We start from the raw sequence: 18810 nt of genomic DNA on the forward strand, positions 1-18810 counted from the left end.
AAAAAAGAGGTAGGAAATATGTGTGATTTATTTAAAAGTGTGCACTATTTTTACCTTGAAATTTCATTTAGGGTTTGAACACATATTAATATTTCAAAAATTCCGTCAAAATAATTCTCTTATGGGTAAAAATTTTTATCCAAAACTTATTAGATTATGAACTAAAATGATTTATTAACTGGTTACTAGGAGGGATAAGAAATTTTAATTTGTTACCGGAGTTTATTTGCGAGGAGGAAGAAAAAAACCTGAATTTTACATTGTCAAAATGATGAGGGAAAGAGTTTTTACGAACATTATTAATTTTTTTCGAGGAGAGGAAGTAATGAGGAGATTAATAAATTTAGTATTGGTTTTCTGTTTAATCGCAGCTCTACCTGTCCCACTTTTCGAAAGCGCTGCCATGGCAATCGGTGAAACACCTTCTAATCTAGGTTCCGAAGTCAGCCTTGGAGAACTCTTGAAAAATAATGAGTTAAACGAAAGTGAAGATGCAGGGACGTTCGCTTCTATGTGGGAAAAGGGACAAAAGCCAACCTATTGGGATTTGCGTAACTGGGCAAACTCAGGAGGAGCGAATCCACAAGCAAAACTCATCCAAGACCAGGGAAAAAATATAGTTCAAATTGATTTAAACAAGACCGTAGGGTTTTTCCAATATTATAGCTCCATCCCTGTAAATCCAAACAGTATCTATCATTTAAATGCAAAAGTCAAAACAAAAGATATTCAAACACCTCATAGCTCGAAAAACGCAGTTACCCTTCGGGTAGAACAATTAAAAGATAGTACCGTTTTTGTTAGAAATGATCTTGCATTTGTTAAAAATCACAGCGGGGAATCGGATTGGGTGAATTTATCCGGATCCATCACGACACGCAGTGATACGAATCATGTCAAGGTGATTCTTATTACGGGACAAGTGTCATCAGGTAATGGCTCAACAGGAACCATTTGGGTTGATTCTATGAGCATGAAACCCGAAGTTGTTTCGCTCGAAAGTATTACCCTGGACCCTGAGACTCTCGCTATTCCTAAGGAAGATACCGCTGAATTAAGCTATACTCTTAATCCTAAGAATGCAACCTTCCAAGAACTTGAATGGTCCTCAAGTAATAAAACGGTAGCAAGTGTGGAGAATGGAAAGGTTACTGGCCATTCCGGTGGTGATGCAACAATTACGGTTAGTTCCAAGAACGATCCAAGTATTAAAGCCACAGCCACCGTTACAATCCTAGAGGGAGATATCCCTGTGACAGGAATCTCTTTAGATCGCAGCCAGGTTCGTCTAAATGAGGGAAAAGGGACAATTGTAACTCCAACCATATCACCTTCTTATGCAAGCAACCATCAGGTAGTCTGGAGTTCTTCGAATGAAAACATTGTAAAAGTCAATGGCGGCGTAATCCAAGCTTTGCAGCCTGGAAGTGCTGTTATCACAGCAACAACAGTTGATGGAAACCATCAAGCCTCCACTGCTATAGTAGTAGATCAGTATGAAGAAGACGAATACGATCAAATGAGAAAGAAATGGGCAAATTATGTTGTTCAAAATACCTATATTGATTTAGCTAACCCTCTGATAAAACAAAAGATTGACAAACTTTCAGAAGATGCGAAGGTATTATGGACCAGCATGGATAAAAGCGCAGACCGGACATACATATGGGAGAATGCGTCCAGTAAAACAAATTCCGCTGATGTAACAACTAGTTTTAGAAATTTAAAGACTTTAACAAGTGCCTATGCCACGAAGGGATCCGAACTGCAAGGTAATCCGGAACTTTTGAAAGATATTATTAAGGCATTGGATTGGATGATCGAAAACCGTTATAACGGTAAACACTACAACAATTGGTGGGATTGGCAAATTGGGTCGACACAACTTCTCAATGATATTACAGCCGTATTGTATGAGTATTTAAGTGATGAACAGATAGCCGAATATATGAATTCCATTAAAACCTATGTTCCAAGGCCAACCCATTATTATGGAGTAGGCGGAGCAACCTGGAGTGTCGAAGCAACAGGGGCAAATCTCGTTGATTTAACAAAGGTCGCTGCGGTCCAAGGTATTATTTCGAAAGAAGAAGCAAGAGTTATCTCCGGCCGGGATCATTTCCCCGTAATCGAAATAAAACGATCAGGGACGGGAAATGGGCTCTATCCTGATGGATCATTTGTCGACCATAGCAATATCGCCTATACAGGAACATATGGTGTCGTGCTGTTAGGGTCAATGGTAGATATGATTTATTTGTTGGAGAATAGTTCGTTTACATTAAATGAAGAAGATTTAAATAATATATATGACATGATATTGGATGCATTTCAGCCGGTTATTTATCGCGGGCTTATGATGGATATGGTAAATGGCCGTGCCATCTCAAGAGGAAATGTCCAAGATATCGGCCATGGTATAGGGGCAATCGAGAGGATCATTCAGTATATGGAATTTGCACCGAAGAAATATAAGTCAAAGTTTGAAAGCATGGTGAAATATTGGATATCATCTAATGATTCCGTAAACCTGATTGAACGCTTCAATCGTATTCCTGTTATTACTATGGCAAATACGATTATGAATGATTCTATTATTCAGTCAAGTGGAGAACTGATCGGTCACTATAACTTTGCTAATATGGACCGTGTCGTTCATAGAAGGCCGGGTTATGTTTTTGGTATTAGTATGTACTCTGACCGAATTGGTGCCTATGAGGGAAATATGAATGGCGAAAATCAAAAAGGGTTTTATACCGGTTCAGGCATGACCTATTTATATAATAATGATTTACAGCAATATAGCGGCGATTTCTGGCCAACGGTTGATTCCTACCGTTTACCTGGAACAACGGTTGATGCGACGAAACAACTGCCAGTAGGCGCAGGTACAGGAAGGACTTCCCCGCAATCCTGGGTTGGCGGCAGTACAATTGAAGGATTATATGGGACAAACGGAATGTTCCTAGACCAAAGTATTTACGGTATGAGTTTAAAAGGGAAAAAATCATGGTTTATGTTTGATAATGAAGTCATTGCACTTGGGTCGGATATTCAAAGTACTGACGGGCGGCCAATTGAAACGATTGTCGAAAATAGAAAGTTACTAGACAATGGAAATAATGCACTGTATGTGGATAATCAGGAAATGTCATCTAAACTGGGCTGGACGGAAGAAAAAGAAGGCGTTAAATGGGCACATTTAAGTGGAAATGCAAAAGGAAGCGATATCGGCTATTACTTCCCAAAAACTGCTGCCGTAAAATTCCACAGAGAAGCTAGAACCGGCTCTTGGAAAGAGATTAATACGACTGGCTCCGATCAATTGATTACTAGAAACTATATGAAAATGGCCATCAATCACGGAGTAAATCCTAGTGACGGAAGCTACTCCTACGTTCTTCTGCCAAACAAATCAAAAGAAGAGACAGCGAAATACTCAGAAAATCCAGACATCAAGGTTTTAGCTAATAATGAAAAAGTTCATGCTGTGAAAGAAAAGAAGTTAAATATCATTGGTGTTAACTTTTGGGAAAATGAAAAAATAACCATTGATAAACTTACAAGCTATCAGAAGGCATCTGTCATGTTCAAGGAAATACCAGGTGATATGATTGAAATAGCGGTAAGTGACCCTACTCATAAGCAGGATTCCATCGAGATAGAATTAGATTATAATATTAAGTCTTCCATCTTTGTAGATCCTAGAATTCAAATAAAGAAAATCAGTCCAGCTAAAACCAAGCTGGTGATCGATGTTAAAGGGGCAATGGGCCAAAGTATTACAGCAAGGTTCAGCCTAAATAATAAACCTTCGAACTGGAAAGACGAATTGGTCTATAGCAATGATTTTGAAGCAGGAGAAATTGGAACCTCAGTGAATGGCATCAACTGATTGATCCACTCAACAATAAGGTAATTATTCCTTCACTAGAACCAAATAAATGGTACAAACTCAAGCTTGATATCAATTTAGGATTAGGGAAGTATAATGTTTATATGAACAATGAATTAAAACAAACCAGTTTATCCTGGCATACACCAGATTCAGTACTTACGAACTTTGGTATCGAATCCAATAATGGACAGGAAAGCACACTCTACGTTGATGATCTTCAAAATCGTGGAACGACGGTTCCAATTGAACAAATCTTGTTAGAAGGCTATTCCAATGTTCTTACTGTTGGTGAAAAAATGGAAATGAAAGTGAAAGTCGTTCCAACCAATGCTTATATTGAAGGTATTGAATGGTCAAGCTCAGATGAAAGTATCGCAAAAGTTAGTAAAGATGGAATCGTTAAGGCGTTTAAAAAAGGAAATGTTCTTGTCAAGGCTAGAGATAGAATTACAGGTGAACGGATATTAAAGAATTTAACCATTACAGAATGAGCCATTTCTCAATAATTTCAGCAAATGCCTTCAAGCCCATTCATCTGGGTAAACTCATGACAGAAAAAAACAGGCAACTTCCAAAAGGGAGTTGTCTGTTTTAAAATCTTAAACTGATTATTTAAATTATTAAAAGCTAATGCCTTCTTAAATAGAAGGCCCCTATTTTAGAACAGGAATGGATAGCTTTTGCATTGCAGGAGATTGTTGAATATTTAACAACTCACATACTAAAGGTGCAATTTGCAGTTGTGGAATATCCTCTTTATATATCCCAGGTTTCACCCTATCACTAATGATAAACAAAGGTACGTCTCGATCAGCAGTTGTTGTGCCGCCGTGGTTACCATCATCATTCATTCCATGATCAGCAGTTACAATAATTTGATACCCCGCTTCTATCCAATTGGGGAGCAATTCTGCCAAGAGGCCATCAACATTAAGTACACGATTTCGATATTCCTTTGAATCTGCAGTAAATTTGTGACCATCATTATCAATGTTCATCGAGTGAACATATAGAAATTCGGGTTGATAGGTACTGAGCAGGAAATTGGCATCTGCGAATAAATGACTATCCGGGTAATGGTCTTCCCAATAAAAAATGCCTCTTTCAATTGGTTTTTGTCCGTCTAATTGAAATCGGTCAGTAATCTTATTAAATGGTGCCGAATTGTAGAGCTCACTTACCCAATAATAAGATGCTGTCGCATTCTTTAAGCCATTCTTTTTTGTTAAATGAAATATACTTTCTTCATGGGACAAACGAATTGTTTGATTGGATGTAATTCTGTTTTTATAAACGGGTGTTCCCGTAAGCAATACCTCATATAGAGGACGTGAAATACTTGGCAATTCGGATTTAACTTTAAAACGGGAAGCCTTTCCTTTTTCTATTAAATGATGTAAATATCCCATCCGACTTTCGGCCGTATCATAACGCAAACCATCCAACATGATAAAAATAAGTTTATTTGACATTTGTTATACCTCACATCACCTAAAGTTCAAGTAGTTAGTTGTGTTTGCTGCTTTATAATTAAGTACTAATAATTTACCTTGGATCGGTACTCTCTCGGCGTCATTTTCGTATATTTTTTAAATACTTTCGAAAAATAGGTTCGATCTGAATAGCCGCATTTTATTGCGACCTCTTCTACTGATTCTCCCGTTTGCTCAAGTATTTTTATGGCAACACCGATTTTAAAACGATGAACATAATCGGTAAAATTTTCGCCCGTCAATCGTTTAAAATAACGGGAGAAATAACTTGGGTTCATATATAAATGAGCGGCCACATCTGTAGATGTAACATTCTCAGAAAGATTCTGAACAATGTACTGATCAATCTCTTGTAACTTGGGCTCTCTGCTGCTGGCTCCGTCCATTTTTCCATTCCATTGAATAAGCTGTGTAAGCTTGTTTTCTACAAGTTTTACTACATCACTTAGTCTTGAGCATTCCTCAAGAAAAGAATAAAACTCTTCATTTCCCGTTTCAATAAACTGTAATTCAATTAAACGGATTCTCCGTGCAATAACCATTTTCAATTCTTCAGGGTCAAGATTCTTTTCCACTGCGGTTTGAGTGATAACTGTTAGTATCACATTTACTCTTTTACTGTCTTTTTCTTTTACAGCGATAACTAGTTCACTCATCTCTTTGTCTAGAAGCCGGCTAATCGGGCAAAAAGCGCTTTGTTTGGTCTGCTTATCCCAATTCAAAATCGGTACAGTATTATAAAAAAAACGATATCGATTGTGAATCATGTGTTGGAAAACAAACCCAACATTTTTTATATCATACGATTGACGACCATAGATAAAAGAAATCTCCAGACCTAACAATTCAAAAATGTTCTCTTGTATCTCTATTAATAAAGATTGAATGTACTGAAGATGATCAAATTTTATATTTTGACGATAGTTGTAAACGAAAACAATGGATTCTTCCTCATTAAAAAATGTAATTCCGTGATATTTTTTTGCGACATCACAAGAAATATTATAAAATCCGTATTTTATTATGGACAGATCTCGGTAGGAATACTTTTCCATAAATGTTGATAAGGATATGTGACCCGTTCCTAAAATAAACGAAGGATACTGCCAACTAATATCAAGCTTTTTTGCAAACTGAATTAGCATTTCTGGCTCATCTCTTTTAATAAGACGGTCGAATAACGAATGTTTCAGTATTTCAATATTCCGGTTGAGTATTTCCTTATAGGATAAACCTTCTAAGCTAACAGAGGTTTCTTTAATTTTTTTAATCGAAGCTTTCAAACTTTCTTCGAGCTGCTCTTTCGTTAATTCATCCTTAATCAAATAACTATCGGCATTAAGCTGAATGGCTTTTTGTGCATAATGGAAATCCTCATGACAGGTTAAAAAAATCATTCTCACATCTGGTTTGATTTGTTTAAGTTCCGAAGCTAGTTCAAGACCATTCATTTGTGGTAATCCAATATCGGAAATAACCAAATCTGGTTCGTACTGTTTAAAAATCTCTAAAGCTTTTACACTTGAATAAGAAGTACCAACTATATTCAAGCCATGTTCTTCCCAATTAATTAGTTGAAGTAAATATTTTATCATTGGTACATCATCATCCACTAGCATGATGTTAATCATTTATTTTTCACCTTCTTTATTCGAGTCGATCGGGAATTGAACAACAATTGTTACTCCACCATTATCATTTAATTGAAGATTAATGTCAGCATTTGGACCATATGAAAGCTTTATTCGCTTTGCAACATTCATTAAACCAACTCGATTATAAGAAGTTTCTTCAAAGTCAATCATTAACATTCGGTTTAACTCCATAAGTTGATTTTCACTCATCCCTTTTCCATTGTCACTTATCATGATAAAGATCCATTGATCCATTTTTTTGGCTCGGATGGTTATTTCTCCAGCTGTTTTTTCAGATAATCCATGAACAATGGCATTTTCTATAAAGGGTTGAAGTAATAATTTCGGTAAGCCAATATTTTCAACTTGATCCTCAATTTCAACTTTCAATTCTACATCCACTTCAGTTCTCATACTCATGATTTCTATATAATAAAATAATAGTTTGCATTCACTTTCAATCGTAGATGGTTCATCTATTTTCATATAAGCTCTTAATAAACTCATTAAAGCGTTTATTTTTTCAGCATGTTCATAATCATTATTTATAAATAAACTGCATTTGATAGAATTTAAGGTGTTAATCAAAAAATGAGGGCGAATTTGAGCGAATAATGCCTGGAGTTCTATGGCCCTTTTTTCTTCTTGTTCTTGTTCAATCTTTTCAATCAACCCTTTTATTTCATCTAACATGTGATTAATTGTTCTGCCCAATTCATTGATTTCATCTCTGCCTTCAAGCACGTACCGAACATCGTGTTTTCCCTTACCAAACTGGGTAGCAACGAAAGACAATCTCTGAATAGGACGATGAAGTCTTTTAGCAATTAATAGTGAAATTAACAAAAAGATAAAAAAGAAAAGAGCAATTAAAACTGAACTCAGTAAAAAGTTTTTTGTAATTTGTCCTGTTACTTCTTCATCCGAGGTCTCATGAATAAGCTTCCATTTTGAAATCGGGATTAAAATTTCGTCTCGTATTTCTCCACTTCTCTTATCCCCATCCCTATAAGATATTGCAGGGTCCCCTTCAATCAACTTTCCATTTTCATCAAATAATGCAAGTTTACCAGTCTTGGCAGATTGAAATAATCGTTTAAAATATTTATTCGAGATTCCTATATTTAACGTTGCCAATGGTTGACCATTTTCAGGATGTTTAATAACACGACTAAAGTAGTAATAAGAGTCTACATCTTCTTTCAAATAATTAACCAGACCCAAAGCCTGTAAATGACTGGACTGATCGACATCTATAAGACCTTGCACACGATTCCAATGATCTTTCAAAACTGTTAAAGAAGCGGTTTTACCTGAGATACCATCAGAATAAGGAATGATAAAATCTTTATTATTAACTAAAAACATATGTATATCGGTGTTTAACATTTTAAAAGATATATAATCAAAGGAAGTGACAACCTTCTGATAATTATCATAATCTCGATATCTTTTTATTTTCTCGGTTTCACTAAAATCACTAAGTGTTCGAATGATTTCATCGTTTTTCCCATAAAAATGAGTAACATAATTTAAATCATCGACTAGTTTTGTGATATCTTTGGAAACTAAATTCAATACAGAACGATTGGATAATTCAATTTTTTCTATTACATTATCCTTTGTTGTTTTGTAAGACAATATTGAAATAACCAATACTGGGAGCAAGATTAATATAATAAATGATGACTGTATTTTTTGATAATAGCTTAATTTGTTCATATCATTCCTGCCATCCTTTTATTGGACTAAGATTAAAAACGTTTACAATTAATATTTTACAACAAAATTAGTCATAAATTTGGTATAACTATTATTAACCAAAGTATCTAGTTTTTCAAATGGAACAAAAGACCCCCCCACCTGAGGCGCCTTTTGTTTAATACTTTTATTTTTCGTTCTCTTTAATCACTTTATTTGCTTCATCAGCCATCCACTGTTGAACTTCTTTGGCAGATTTATCTTCTAGGATAAACTGACTAAATCCATCGCCTAAAATTTTATCCAATTCTGCTGCAAATGTGATGGTTACTTCAGACGCAGGTAAAGCCTCTGTACTGTCAAACAAAGTGGACATCAGTGAATCTACATCATAATAATCTTCTTTTCCGGAAATCCATTTTTCAACTAATGGTTTCGCATCTCCCTTTTTCCAACCAGGTAACTCGGTTCTTGCCTCTGTCAAGTTAGTAGAAATAAAGCGGGCAAATTTAAAAGCAGCTTCTTTATTTTTGGAATTTTGACCGATTCCTAAATAGTTACCACCCATGTAGATTTCATTCTTATCACCTTTTGACTGAACGGGTACTGGAGCAAAAGCTGTTTTGAACTCATGTGGAAACTGTTGAGTATTGCCGGTATCTTGAATCATCCATGAGCCAGTTAATAACATTGCTGCATCGCCATTAAAGAATTCTGTTCGGTAGTTTAGTTTTGCACCAATCACGTCAGCATAAGGTTTAATCGATTTATCCGATTTCTCCATTTGACGTCTAAGGTTAAAGAAATAATCATAGGAAGGATCTGTGAAATTAGTTTTTCCATCCTCTGTCATAAATGGATGCTGAAAATGTACTTGAGCAATTGGGTTTGCATACAATCCCCAGTTGTGGAAGTATGCACCATATTGTTTTTCAGTGCCTTCACCCTTAGTTAATTTTTTAGCATATTCACTAAATTCATCCCATGTCCAACCCGCTTTAGGTACTTCAAGGCCCGCCTCATCTAAAGCATCTTTATTAAGCAGTACAAAATTTGATGATACATTGTGTAAAATCCCATAATACTTTCCCTCAAATTTAGGATTAACAAAATATTCTTCTTCAGGATTTAATTTATTTTCTTTATACAAGTCATCAAGTGGTGCAACTACTCCTTGTGCTGCACGTTGATAAATTCCGTCGATGTGTGGAGTAGCAAAAAGATCAATTGGTTCACCTGATGCCATTAATACATCGAGCTTTTTAAGTGTTTCAAGAGAGTTTCCAGGTACGAGTGATACATGTTCAACATCAATATTTGGATTCTCTTTTTCAAACTGCTCAATATATTTTTCCGTTGATGCCTGCATTACCTCATTATCCCAATTGTAATACTTAATCGTTACTTTTTCGTCTTTAGGTTTTTCACTCGTACTTGAATTTGACTCTGTACTTCCTGAACATGCAGAAAGTAGAGACATTGCTAGAAATGCGGTACTTAAGGCTAAAGTTGCTTTCTTTTTTAATTTCATTTGGATCCCCCTCTTTTTTTAAAACGTTTACATTTCAAATTATACTTCCTGTCCTTTTTACTTTGCGTGCACAATTTGATACAGTTTGTGCACTTTTTTTACCAGTTTTTCTTCTCTGCTATCAACCTTTTACACCGCCAAGAGCAATCCCTTTAATAACTTGCTTTTGCATAATGATAAAGATAATGACAAGTGGAACAATAGCAGATAATGAAGCCATCATTAAAACGGCAAAGTTATCAGCAAAGTCATCCTTAAATAATTGCAGTCCTAGGGTAATAGGATAAAGTTCTTTATTAATTAAGAAAATAAGCGGACCCTGATAGTCATTCCAAATCCAAATAAACTTAATAATACCAGCTGTCGCTAAAATCGGTTTACATAACGGCAGAATTAATTTCCAATAAATTGTAAAGTATCCTGCGCCATCTAATTTTGCAGCTTCAATATATTCATTGGAAATTCCGAGCATGTATTGCCTCATTAAAAAGGTAAAGTAGATAGAGAATAACCCCATCAAGATTAGACCTTCATGTGTATTATAAAGTCCAAGCCATTTTATCAAAAGAAACCTTGGTACCAATGTCGCTTGTTCCGGTATAATCATGAAACTAAGAACAAGTGCAAAGACGAAGTCTCTACCTTTAAACTGAAGCTTACTAAAGGCAAACGCAGCCATTGAAGAAAAAATTAGTGTCGACAATGTTTGTATGGTAGCTAGTTTTATAGAGTTAAAATAAAACTTATAAAAAGGAATTTCAGCCATCCAAACTGCTTTGAAGTTTTCAACAAGATTCCAATCTTTCGGAATCCACTGAATAGGAAATACCATTACATCTTTTTCAAATTTAAATGCTGCCGACATCATCCAAATTAACGGAACGAGGAAAAAGAATGATAATACTAACATACCAATTGTGAATAAAATCTTACTAATTTCAAGCTTTTTTTTCAATTTAATTCCCCCCCATCAAGAATGTACAAATCGTTTTTGCAGTTTCCAGCTAATTAATGTAATAATTCCTACTATGATGAAAAGTAACCATGAAATCGCAGAAGCATATCCCATATTGAACTGTTGAAAACCTTCTTCATAAATACGGAATACAATAACGGTTGAAGAGTTATTTGGCCCTCCTTGAGTTAAGAATGCGATTAAATCAAATACCTTAAAAGAACCAATTAGTAATGTAATAAATAAAAATACATTTGTTGGCCCAAGCAATGGAAGAGTAATTTTAAAGAATTGTTGAAGTTGTGAGGCACCATCAATACTTGCTGCTTCATATAATTCTTCTGGAATACTTGATAATGAAGAAAGGTAAATAATTATTTGATAACCAATTCCCGCCCAAATAGTAATTATGATTATTGAAATTAAGGAGGTTTTCGGACTCGCTAACCACATTGGTGGATTCTCAATCCCTAATCCGGCTAAAAATTGATTAATAGGGCCAAGGGACGGATGGAATAGTGCACTCCATACAGCACCAATAGCAATAATGGATGAAATATAAGGGATAAAAAACGCAATTTTAAAATAACTTGACATGTAAACTTTTGTATGAATAATGACGGCTAGTATAATCGCCAGAAACATTCCAATCGGAACAGTGAAAATGGTAAATAAGAAATTATTTTTTAATGCCATAATAACTTTTTCATCTTGAAATAATTTTAGGAAATTATCAAACCCAGCGAAGTGAATAGATGACAAGCCTCCAACTAAATTCCATTCAGAAAAGCTGAGTACAAGTGAAAATATAAGTGGAAATAAATAAAGTAACAAGATTCCTATTAATTCTGGTAATAAGAACAGCCACCCAAAAAAACCTTCTTTTCTCCGGTCTGTCCAAAATATTTTTTTGTGAACATATTTCACTGGTAAACCCGTTTTGATCACTTTATTTTCCAAGAATGATACCTCCTTTTTTTTATATTTTCACTATAATTGATAAGCGTTCTTTGATTGATACACGATTCTGACTATAATGTGCAATATTTTTACTTCTCTTCACTAAGCCTGCTTTTGGGTGACATAAAAAACCCAGGTATAAGACACTTTTTATCAGTGTCTTATACCTGGGTTTAGGTTACTAGAATTTCCTAGTAAAGTATAATTAATGCTTACACGTGCTTTTCTAATACACCTGCTAAAGCATCTTTTGGCTGGAAGCCGACTACTTTGTCAACTACTTCGCCATTTTTGAAAACAAGTAATGTAGGGATACTCATAACGCCATATTTCGCAGCAGTTTCTTGATTATCGTCTACATCTAATTTAACGATTTTTACTTTGTCGCCCATTTCTGAATCAAGTTCCTCAAGAACGGGAGCAATCATTTTACAAGGTCCACACCATGGAGCCCAGAAATCTGCAAGTACAAGACCAGAGTCTGTTTCAGCAGAGAAATTTGCATCTGTTACATTTGAAATAGCCATTTGTTTATTCCTCCTAATGAAAACTGAAATACTAACGAAAGTATAGCATTGTTTAAAACATCATGCTAATAATCTGTCTCGCATGTAATTTTCCCTAAAATACTTTTCGTATTCTGGCTTATTATATGTAATAAGACGAACAGTTTGCCACTGCTCGCCCTATAGAGTATTGCCCTCACGAATGGACTTTAAGCTTTTTAAACTCTTCTGTTAATAAAGGTACCACTTCGAATAAGTCACCAACAATTCCGTAATCAGCTACTTTAAAGATATTTGCTTCTGGATCTTTATTGATCGCAACGATTACTTTAGAGTTAGACATACCTGCTAAGTGCTGAATCGCTCCTGAGATTCCGCATGCAATGTATAGGTCAGGTGTTACAACCTTACCAGTTTGTCCGATTTGTAATGAGTAGTCACAATAATCAGCGTCACAGGCGCCACGAGAAGCACCAACTGCTCCACCTAATACTTTCGCTAATTCTTTAAGTGGTTCAAAGCCGTCTGCACTTTTTACACCGCGTCCGCCAGAGATAACGACTTTTGCTTCACTTAAATCTACACCTTCACTTGCTTTTCTAACTACTTCTTTAATAATGGCACGAAGGTCTTTGATTTCAACTGATAGGGATGCAACCTCTCCTGCTCTGCTTTCATCCTTAGCAAGTGGTGCAATATTATTTGGTCTTACTGTTGCAAAAATTAACCCGTCCGTTACGATTTTCTTTTCAAAAGCTTTACTAGAATAAATAGGTCTAGTAAAGACAACATTTCCACCTGCAACATCAACTGCAGTGGCGTCAGAAATTAAGCCGGATGATAACTTAGCTGCAATTCTTGGTGAAAGGTCTTTTCCTAGGGAAGTATGCCCTAAAACTAATCCTTCTGGGCTTTCCTTCTCAAGCACAGCAAGTAATGCTTGCGCAAAACCGTCAGATGTATATTGGTTTAACTTTTCATCTTCTACGACAACAACGCGGTCAGCACCATATTGAACTAACTCCGCAGATAAAGCGCTAACATTTTGTCCGATTAAAACACCTACCACTTCTCCGCCTTCTGCCACTGTTTTTCCTGCAGCAATTGCTTCGAAACTAACATTACGTAAAGAACCGTCACGAGTTTCCCCTAATACTAATACTTTTCTAGTCATTCCTTTACCCTCCTGCAAATCATTTTTGGCTAATCAGAATCATCATTCTGAACGTGTATGTGCAATTCCTATTAAACTACTTTTGCTTCTGTATGAAGAAGGTGAACGAGTTCTTTTACCTGATCATTTAAATCTCCAGATAACACTTTTCCAGCTTCCTTTTTAGGCGGCAAGTAAATTTCAATTGTTTTTGTTTTTGCTTCAACATCGTCTTCTTCTAGATTAAGATCATCCAATTCTAGTTCAGCAAGCGGCTTTTTCTTTGCCTTCATAATTCCAGGTAAAGATGGATAACGAGGCTCGTTTAAACCTTGCTGAGCAGTTACCAACAACGGCAGGCTTGTTTCGATTATTTCAGAATCGCCTTCAACGTCACGAGTAACGGTTACAGTTGTTCCATCAATTTCAAGCTTTGTAATGGTGGTAACATACGGGATGTTTAATAATTCAGCAACACGTGGACCTACCTGACCAGAACCGCCATCAATGGCTACATTTCCACCCAAAATGAGATCAACTTCTTTATCCTTTAGATATTCAGCAAGAATTTTTGCTGTTGTGAATTGATCGCCATTTTCCACATCGTCTTCTGTATTAATTAACACCGCTTTGTCTGCTCCCATAGCAAGTGCTGTACGTAATTGCTTTTCAGCTTCTTCTGTACCAACTGAAATAACAGTTACTTCACCGCCATTTGCGTCGCGGACTTGGATAGCTTCTTCTACTGCATATTCATCGTAAGGATTGATGATAAACTCTGCACCATCCTCATTGATTTTTCCGCCGGAAATAGTAATTTTTTCTTCCGTATCAAACGTTCTTTTCAAAAGTACATAAATGTTCATGATTTCCCTCCTATAATGCAAACATTTTTTCTGTTTCAAAGATTAAGAAAATTAAACGTAAAAAAATTTATTATTAACTTCTTTTTGGATAGAAGTTATTCACCTTTAAAATGCGGCTCTCTTTTTTCAATAAAAGCCTGAATTCCTTCTTTTGCATCGCTGGAAACAAATATTTCTCCAAATAACTCTGCCTCTTTTTTAGAGCCTTCATAAAACTCTTCATTTTTAGCATAGTTTAATAATTGAATCGTCGCTTTCAATGATCCTGTACTTTTCTTAGCGATTTTACCCGCCAATTTAAGTGCTTGTTCGAAAACTTCATTTTCCGGATAAGCATGGTTCGCTAAGCCAAATTGAACCGCTTTCAATCCTGTGATTGGCTCTGACGTAAACAGCATTTCTGCTGCCCGTGCAACGCCAACATATTTAGGAAGACGCTGTGTTCCAGCAAACCCAGGGATTAATCCAAGCTGAAGTTCTGGAAGACCAAGCTTGGTATTTTCTCCTACTAATCGGATATGACAGGCCATTGCCAGCTCCAAGCCACCGCCAAGCGCCGCACCATGTATAGCGGCAATGATTGGTTTAGGAAATTTCTCCATCCGATCAAATAGATCTTGACCATACTTTCCAAGATTCGCAAATCCTTCGGAAGATGAAACGGTGGTGAATTCTTTAATATCAGCACCCGCTGAGAAGAATCGCCCTTCCCCATGAATGACAATCACCTTAATATCATGATTAGGTTCAATTTCGTCTAGAACAGCCGACAGTTCTCTTAATAGTCCTTGTGAGAGGGCGTTTGCAGGTGGACGCCCGATGGTGATTGTCGCGATCCCGTCTTGATTAGACCATTTTAAGTATTCCAATAGAATCCCTCCTCCTCTTACACTCGAAAATTAATGATTTCCGCAGCCCTTAATCAACAGCTGATGAACCGGCTTAGCGAGTGCAACTAAGTCATATTTCTCCTCATTTAAAACCCAGGTTGTCACGGTTTCATCCATCGTTCCAAAAATCATTTGTCTGGCAAGACGGACATCGAGATCGCTTGAAAACTCTCCCGTTTCTTTTCCCTCTAAGATGATTTTATCTATCACTTGTAAATAGCCTTTTAGAACATTGTTTATTCTTAAACGCAATTCCTTATTTGACTGTCGTAATTCTAGCTGAGTTACGATTGCCATGTGATGGTCATCAGACAGGTTTTTGAAATGAGCTTCTATCATCATTAATAACTTCGCCGCCGCTGTCTCTTTTCCTGCTATCATTTCATCTATTTTTTCAATAAAGCTTCCCATTTTTTCTTCAAAGAGTGAGATGAGAATGTCTTCTTTGTTTTTAAAATAAAGATAAATCGTGCCATCCGCGACACCAGCTTGCTTTGCAATTTTAGAAACCTGTGCCTGATGATAACCCACTTCTGCTATAGCAATAACTGCTGCATCAATGATTTGCATGTATTTTGGCTTGTTTTTTTTCATAATTCTCCCTCCTCCTGAAGAAAGTAATTTAATAAATCAAAAAGAAAAATATGAATGAATAATCATTCATATTTTTATAATAGATATTACTTGTATTTCTGTCAAGAAATACAAAGATATTTTTATCTTACTTTATTACTTCCATAGAGACAAGCCCTATCACGCAAAAAAAAATAAGTGAAAGGATTGCAGCTATTAGGCATGTTTTTTGTTTTCTTCTTCTATCTTTCTCATTTCTTCTTCTACAAGTGTTCTTCTTAAAATCTTCCCTACTGCTGTTTTCGGCAATTCTTCTCTAAGTTCATATAATCTAGGAGCTTTATATGCTGCTAAATATTTCCTAGCATATTGGTTTAAGTCATCAGAAGTGATCTTTGAGCCTTCTTTTAACACAACGTATGCTTTAACGGTTTCGCCCCGATAAGGATCTGGAATTCCCGCAGCAACAGCTTCCAAAACATCTGGGTGTTCATACAGTACTTCTTCGATTTCTCTTGGATATATATTATACCCTCCGGCAATAATCATATCTTTCTTTCTGTCTACTACATAAAAATATCCTTTATCATCCATATAGCCAAGGTCACCCGTGTACAGCCAACCATCTTTAACAGTATCCTCTGTGGCCTCTGGACGATTCCAATAGCCTTTCATGACTTGAGGACCTTTAATAATAATTTCACCAATTTCTCCAACCGGTATGTTTTCGCCATCATCCATTGAAACGATTCTTACCTCTGTATTTGGCCATGGGACTCCAATACTTCCTTTTATCCGCCCTCGATCCCATAAGAAATTGGCATGTGTGACAGGAGAAGATTCTGTTAATCCATACCCTTCAACGAGTTTCCCGCCTGTTACTGCTTCAAACTCCTCTTGGACTTCAACTGGGAGTGGAGCAGAACCGCTTAAACAGGAATCAATCGATGATAAATCGTATTTTTTCAATTCAGGATGATTTAATAAACCAATATAAATCGTTGGCGCTCCAGGAAACAAGGTAGGACGCTGCTTTTGGATTGTCTTTAAGGTGGTCAATGCATCGAACTTAGGCAATATAATCATCTTATACGCCTGCATGACCGATAAAATCATCACGATTGTCATTCCATAGACATGAAAAAATGGAACAATACCTAAGACTGATTCTTTACCTGGTTTTGATTTGTATAGCCAAGCCGTACACATGGAAGCGTTAGCTACTAGATTTCTATGTGTCAGCATAACCCCTTTTGGAGAACCGGTTGTACCGCCTGTGTATTGAAGCAGCGCAACATCCTCCTCAAAATCAAAATCATATTCCACAAGTTTTTTAGGCTTTATTTTCACTATTTCTTTAAATAAATGGGTATTGCCTTCATGTTTAACACTTACGACAATTCCATATTGCTTTTTCTGAATAAAAGGATAAACAAAATTTTTTGGAAATGGCAGGTAGTCTTTGATAGCGGTTACAATTATGTGCTGCAAATCTGTTTGCGGCATCACCTTAGAAGCGCGAGGATAGAGGATGTCGAGTGTGATGATAGCCTTTGCTCCGGAGTCCTTCATTTGGTATTCAAGTTCACGTTCAGTGTATAACGGGTTGGTTTGAACGACAATTCCTCCAGCAATTAGTATGCCAAAATAACTTATGACTGATTGTGGTGTATTGGCAAGCATAATGGCAACTCGGTCACCTTTTGAAATACCAATTTGCTGAAGATAACTGGCAAATGACAATGATTCATGGTAAAGCTCTTTATACGTCATCTCCTTCCCCATAAAATGGATGGCAATTTTTTCTGGAAAGCTTTTTGCTGCATCTACTAAATACTGCTGAACAGCTTCTTTTCGAAATTCCAGTTCTGCAGGAATTTCCTCAGGGTAAGACGTGAGCCATGGTTTAGATTCATACATATTAACCCTCCTTTTTATTCTATTGTAAAATTTTCCACTTCCCTTTTATTATAATATAGTCAGACTCTTTAAACAATTACAATAGCAATATATGTTCACTATATCACGAAATTTTCAAGTAAAAAAAATCACCGCTGAAATGATCAGCGATGATTTCCACTTTAAAATAACATGTACCCCAAACCAATTAGCAAAAACAGGGCGCATAAACCAAGAAGCACTTTCGCTAATGTCTCCACTTTTTAATCTCCCCTTACGAAATTCCTGCACCGATTACAAAGGATAAGCCAATAGATATAATCATCGCAATGAATCCAACTGCACGATTATCATTTTTAATTTCATAATCAATATTAAATTTAGGTGTTAAGAATTCAAAGATAAAATATCCCACCAGTAAAAGCACAAATCCGAATACTCCCCAGCTAACCATAGTTACTAATGAATCATTTTGCTCAATAGAATAGCGAAAAATATTGGCAATCCCGAATATTTTTCCTCCGGTTGCCATTGCCACCGCGATATTACCTTTTTGGATTTCTTCCCAATTTTTATATTTCGTTACTAATTCAAAAATGGCTAAAAAGACAACCACACATAAAATAACTACGCTATAATTGGCAGCACTTTGAATATACATGTTATCCCAAAACTGGTTCATTCCTATTCTCCCCGGACATTATTTAAGGCTCTTTTCTTAAACTTTCTTGTTTGGAGATTAAGCGCTTGA

At 36.1% G+C, this 18810-nt stretch carries 15 protein-coding genes; 2 read left to right on the forward strand and 13 right to left on the reverse strand.

Going from position 1 to position 18810, the window contains the following annotated elements:
• Positions 1-325 precede the first annotated feature (325 nt).
• Together TR08_RS30585 and TR08_RS26835 are read left to right on the forward strand one after the other, a co-directional pair.
• The gene (locus TR08_RS30585; RefSeq protein ID WP_152597539.1) at positions 326-3895 is read left to right on the forward strand and encodes a polysaccharide lyase family 8 super-sandwich domain-containing protein; all 3570 of its coding nucleotides are present in this window, start codon (positions 326-328) and stop codon (positions 3893-3895) included.
• Between the two features lie 104 nt (positions 3896-3999).
• Positions 4000-4389: an Ig-like domain-containing protein gene (locus TR08_RS26835; RefSeq protein ID WP_045523500.1), complete on the forward strand. Its 390-nt coding sequence runs from the start codon at positions 4000-4002 to the stop codon at positions 4387-4389.
• A 162-nt stretch (positions 4390-4551) separates the two neighbouring features.
• Here the strand turns inward: TR08_RS26835 and TR08_RS26840 are convergent, their stop codons facing one another.
• From TR08_RS26840 to TR08_RS26900, 13 genes are all read right to left on the reverse strand, one after another.
• Positions 4552-5370 (reverse strand): alkaline phosphatase family protein, encoded by an 819-nt coding sequence (locus TR08_RS26840; RefSeq protein ID WP_045523502.1) that lies wholly within the window; start codon positions 5368-5370, stop codon positions 4552-4554.
• Between the two features lie 65 nt (positions 5371-5435).
• Entirely contained in the window at positions 5436-7022 is a 1587-nt protein-coding gene (locus TR08_RS26845) for a response regulator transcription factor (protein ID WP_045523504.1), read from the reverse strand.
• A complete protein-coding gene (locus tag TR08_RS26850; protein WP_045523505.1) occupies positions 7023-8747 on the reverse strand; it encodes a sensor histidine kinase in 1725 nt (574 codons plus the stop codon).
• A 166-nt stretch (positions 8748-8913) separates the two neighbouring features.
• Positions 8914-10257, reverse strand: a complete 1344-nt coding sequence (locus TR08_RS26855) for an ABC transporter substrate-binding protein (protein WP_045523507.1) — start codon at positions 10255-10257, stop codon at positions 8914-8916.
• A gap of 121 nt (positions 10258-10378) precedes the next feature.
• Positions 10379-11167, reverse strand: a complete 789-nt coding sequence (locus TR08_RS26860; protein ID WP_045524248.1) for a carbohydrate ABC transporter permease — start codon at positions 11165-11167, stop codon at positions 10379-10381.
• A 60-nt stretch (positions 11168-11227) separates the two neighbouring features.
• On the reverse strand, positions 11228-12172 hold the full coding sequence (locus TR08_RS26865; protein ID WP_238579259.1) for a carbohydrate ABC transporter permease: 945 nt from the start codon (positions 12170-12172) through the stop codon (positions 11228-11230).
• Between the two features lie 212 nt (positions 12173-12384).
• Positions 12385-12699 carry a thioredoxin gene (gene trxA / locus TR08_RS26870; RefSeq protein WP_045523509.1) on the reverse strand — a complete coding sequence of 105 codons (315 nt, stop codon included), beginning with the start codon at positions 12697-12699 and terminating at the stop codon, positions 12385-12387.
• A 175-nt stretch (positions 12700-12874) separates the two neighbouring features.
• On the reverse strand, positions 12875-13852 hold the full coding sequence (locus TR08_RS26875) for an electron transfer flavoprotein subunit alpha/FixB family protein (protein WP_045523511.1): 978 nt from the start codon (positions 13850-13852) through the stop codon (positions 12875-12877).
• Positions 13853-13923: 71 nt separating this feature from the next.
• Positions 13924-14697 (reverse strand): electron transfer flavoprotein subunit beta/FixA family protein, encoded by a 774-nt coding sequence (locus tag TR08_RS26880; RefSeq protein ID WP_045523513.1) that lies wholly within the window; start codon positions 14695-14697, stop codon positions 13924-13926.
• 95 nt (positions 14698-14792) lie between these two features.
• Positions 14793-15566 carry an enoyl-CoA hydratase gene (locus TR08_RS26885; RefSeq protein WP_045523515.1) on the reverse strand — a complete coding sequence of 258 codons (774 nt, stop codon included), beginning with the start codon at positions 15564-15566 and terminating at the stop codon, positions 14793-14795.
• Between the two features lie 30 nt (positions 15567-15596).
• The gene (locus tag TR08_RS26890; RefSeq protein ID WP_045523517.1) at positions 15597-16181 is read right to left on the reverse strand and encodes a TetR/AcrR family transcriptional regulator; all 585 of its coding nucleotides are present in this window, start codon (positions 16179-16181) and stop codon (positions 15597-15599) included.
• 195 nt (positions 16182-16376) lie between these two features.
• Positions 16377-18080: a long-chain-fatty-acid--CoA ligase gene (locus TR08_RS26895; protein ID WP_045523519.1), complete on the reverse strand. Its 1704-nt coding sequence runs from the start codon at positions 18078-18080 to the stop codon at positions 16377-16379.
• A gap of 253 nt (positions 18081-18333) precedes the next feature.
• A complete protein-coding gene (locus TR08_RS26900) occupies positions 18334-18741 on the reverse strand; it encodes a DUF350 domain-containing protein (RefSeq protein WP_045523521.1) in 408 nt (135 codons plus the stop codon).
• Positions 18742-18810: the final 69 nt, after the last annotated feature.

Source organism: Neobacillus niacini (assembly GCF_000759675.1).
In the GTDB taxonomy this organism is placed as follows: domain Bacteria; phylum Bacillota; class Bacilli; order Bacillales; family Cytobacillaceae; genus Neobacillus; species Neobacillus niacini_A.

Coding starts and splice junctions, on each gene's coding strand:
- trxA (WP_045523509.1), bottom strand. CDS start 12,699: ATGGCTATTTCAAATGTAACAGATGCAAATTTCTCTGCTGAAACAGAC.
- TR08_RS26880 (WP_045523513.1), bottom strand. CDS start 14,697: ATGAACATTTATGTACTTTTGAAAAGAACGTTTGATACGGAAGAAAAA.
- TR08_RS30585 (WP_152597539.1), top strand. CDS start 326: ATGAGGAGATTAATAAATTTAGTATTGGTTTTCTGTTTAATCGCAGCT.
- TR08_RS26850 (WP_045523505.1), bottom strand. CDS start 8,747: ATGAACAAATTAAGCTATTATCAAAAAATACAGTCATCATTTATTATA.
- TR08_RS26890 (WP_045523517.1), bottom strand. CDS start 16,181: ATGAAAAAAAACAAGCCAAAATACATGCAAATCATTGATGCAGCAGTT.
- TR08_RS26860 (WP_045524248.1), bottom strand. CDS start 11,167: ATGTTAGTATTATCATTCTTTTTCCTCGTTCCGTTAATTTGGATGATG.
- TR08_RS26845 (WP_045523504.1), bottom strand. CDS start 7,022: ATGATTAACATCATGCTAGTGGATGATGATGTACCAATGATAAAATAT.
- TR08_RS26875 (WP_045523511.1), bottom strand. CDS start 13,852: ATGACTAGAAAAGTATTAGTATTAGGGGAAACTCGTGACGGTTCTTTA.
- TR08_RS26840 (WP_045523502.1), bottom strand. CDS start 5,370: ATGTCAAATAAACTTATTTTTATCATGTTGGATGGTTTGCGTTATGAT.
- TR08_RS26855 (WP_045523507.1), bottom strand. CDS start 10,257: ATGAAATTAAAAAAGAAAGCAACTTTAGCCTTAAGTACCGCATTTCTA.
- TR08_RS26835 (WP_045523500.1), top strand. CDS start 4,000: ATGAACAATGAATTAAAACAAACCAGTTTATCCTGGCATACACCAGAT.
- TR08_RS26895 (WP_045523519.1), bottom strand. CDS start 18,080: ATGTATGAATCTAAACCATGGCTCACGTCTTACCCTGAGGAAATTCCT.
- TR08_RS26900 (WP_045523521.1), bottom strand. CDS start 18,741: ATGAACCAGTTTTGGGATAACATGTATATTCAAAGTGCTGCCAATTAT.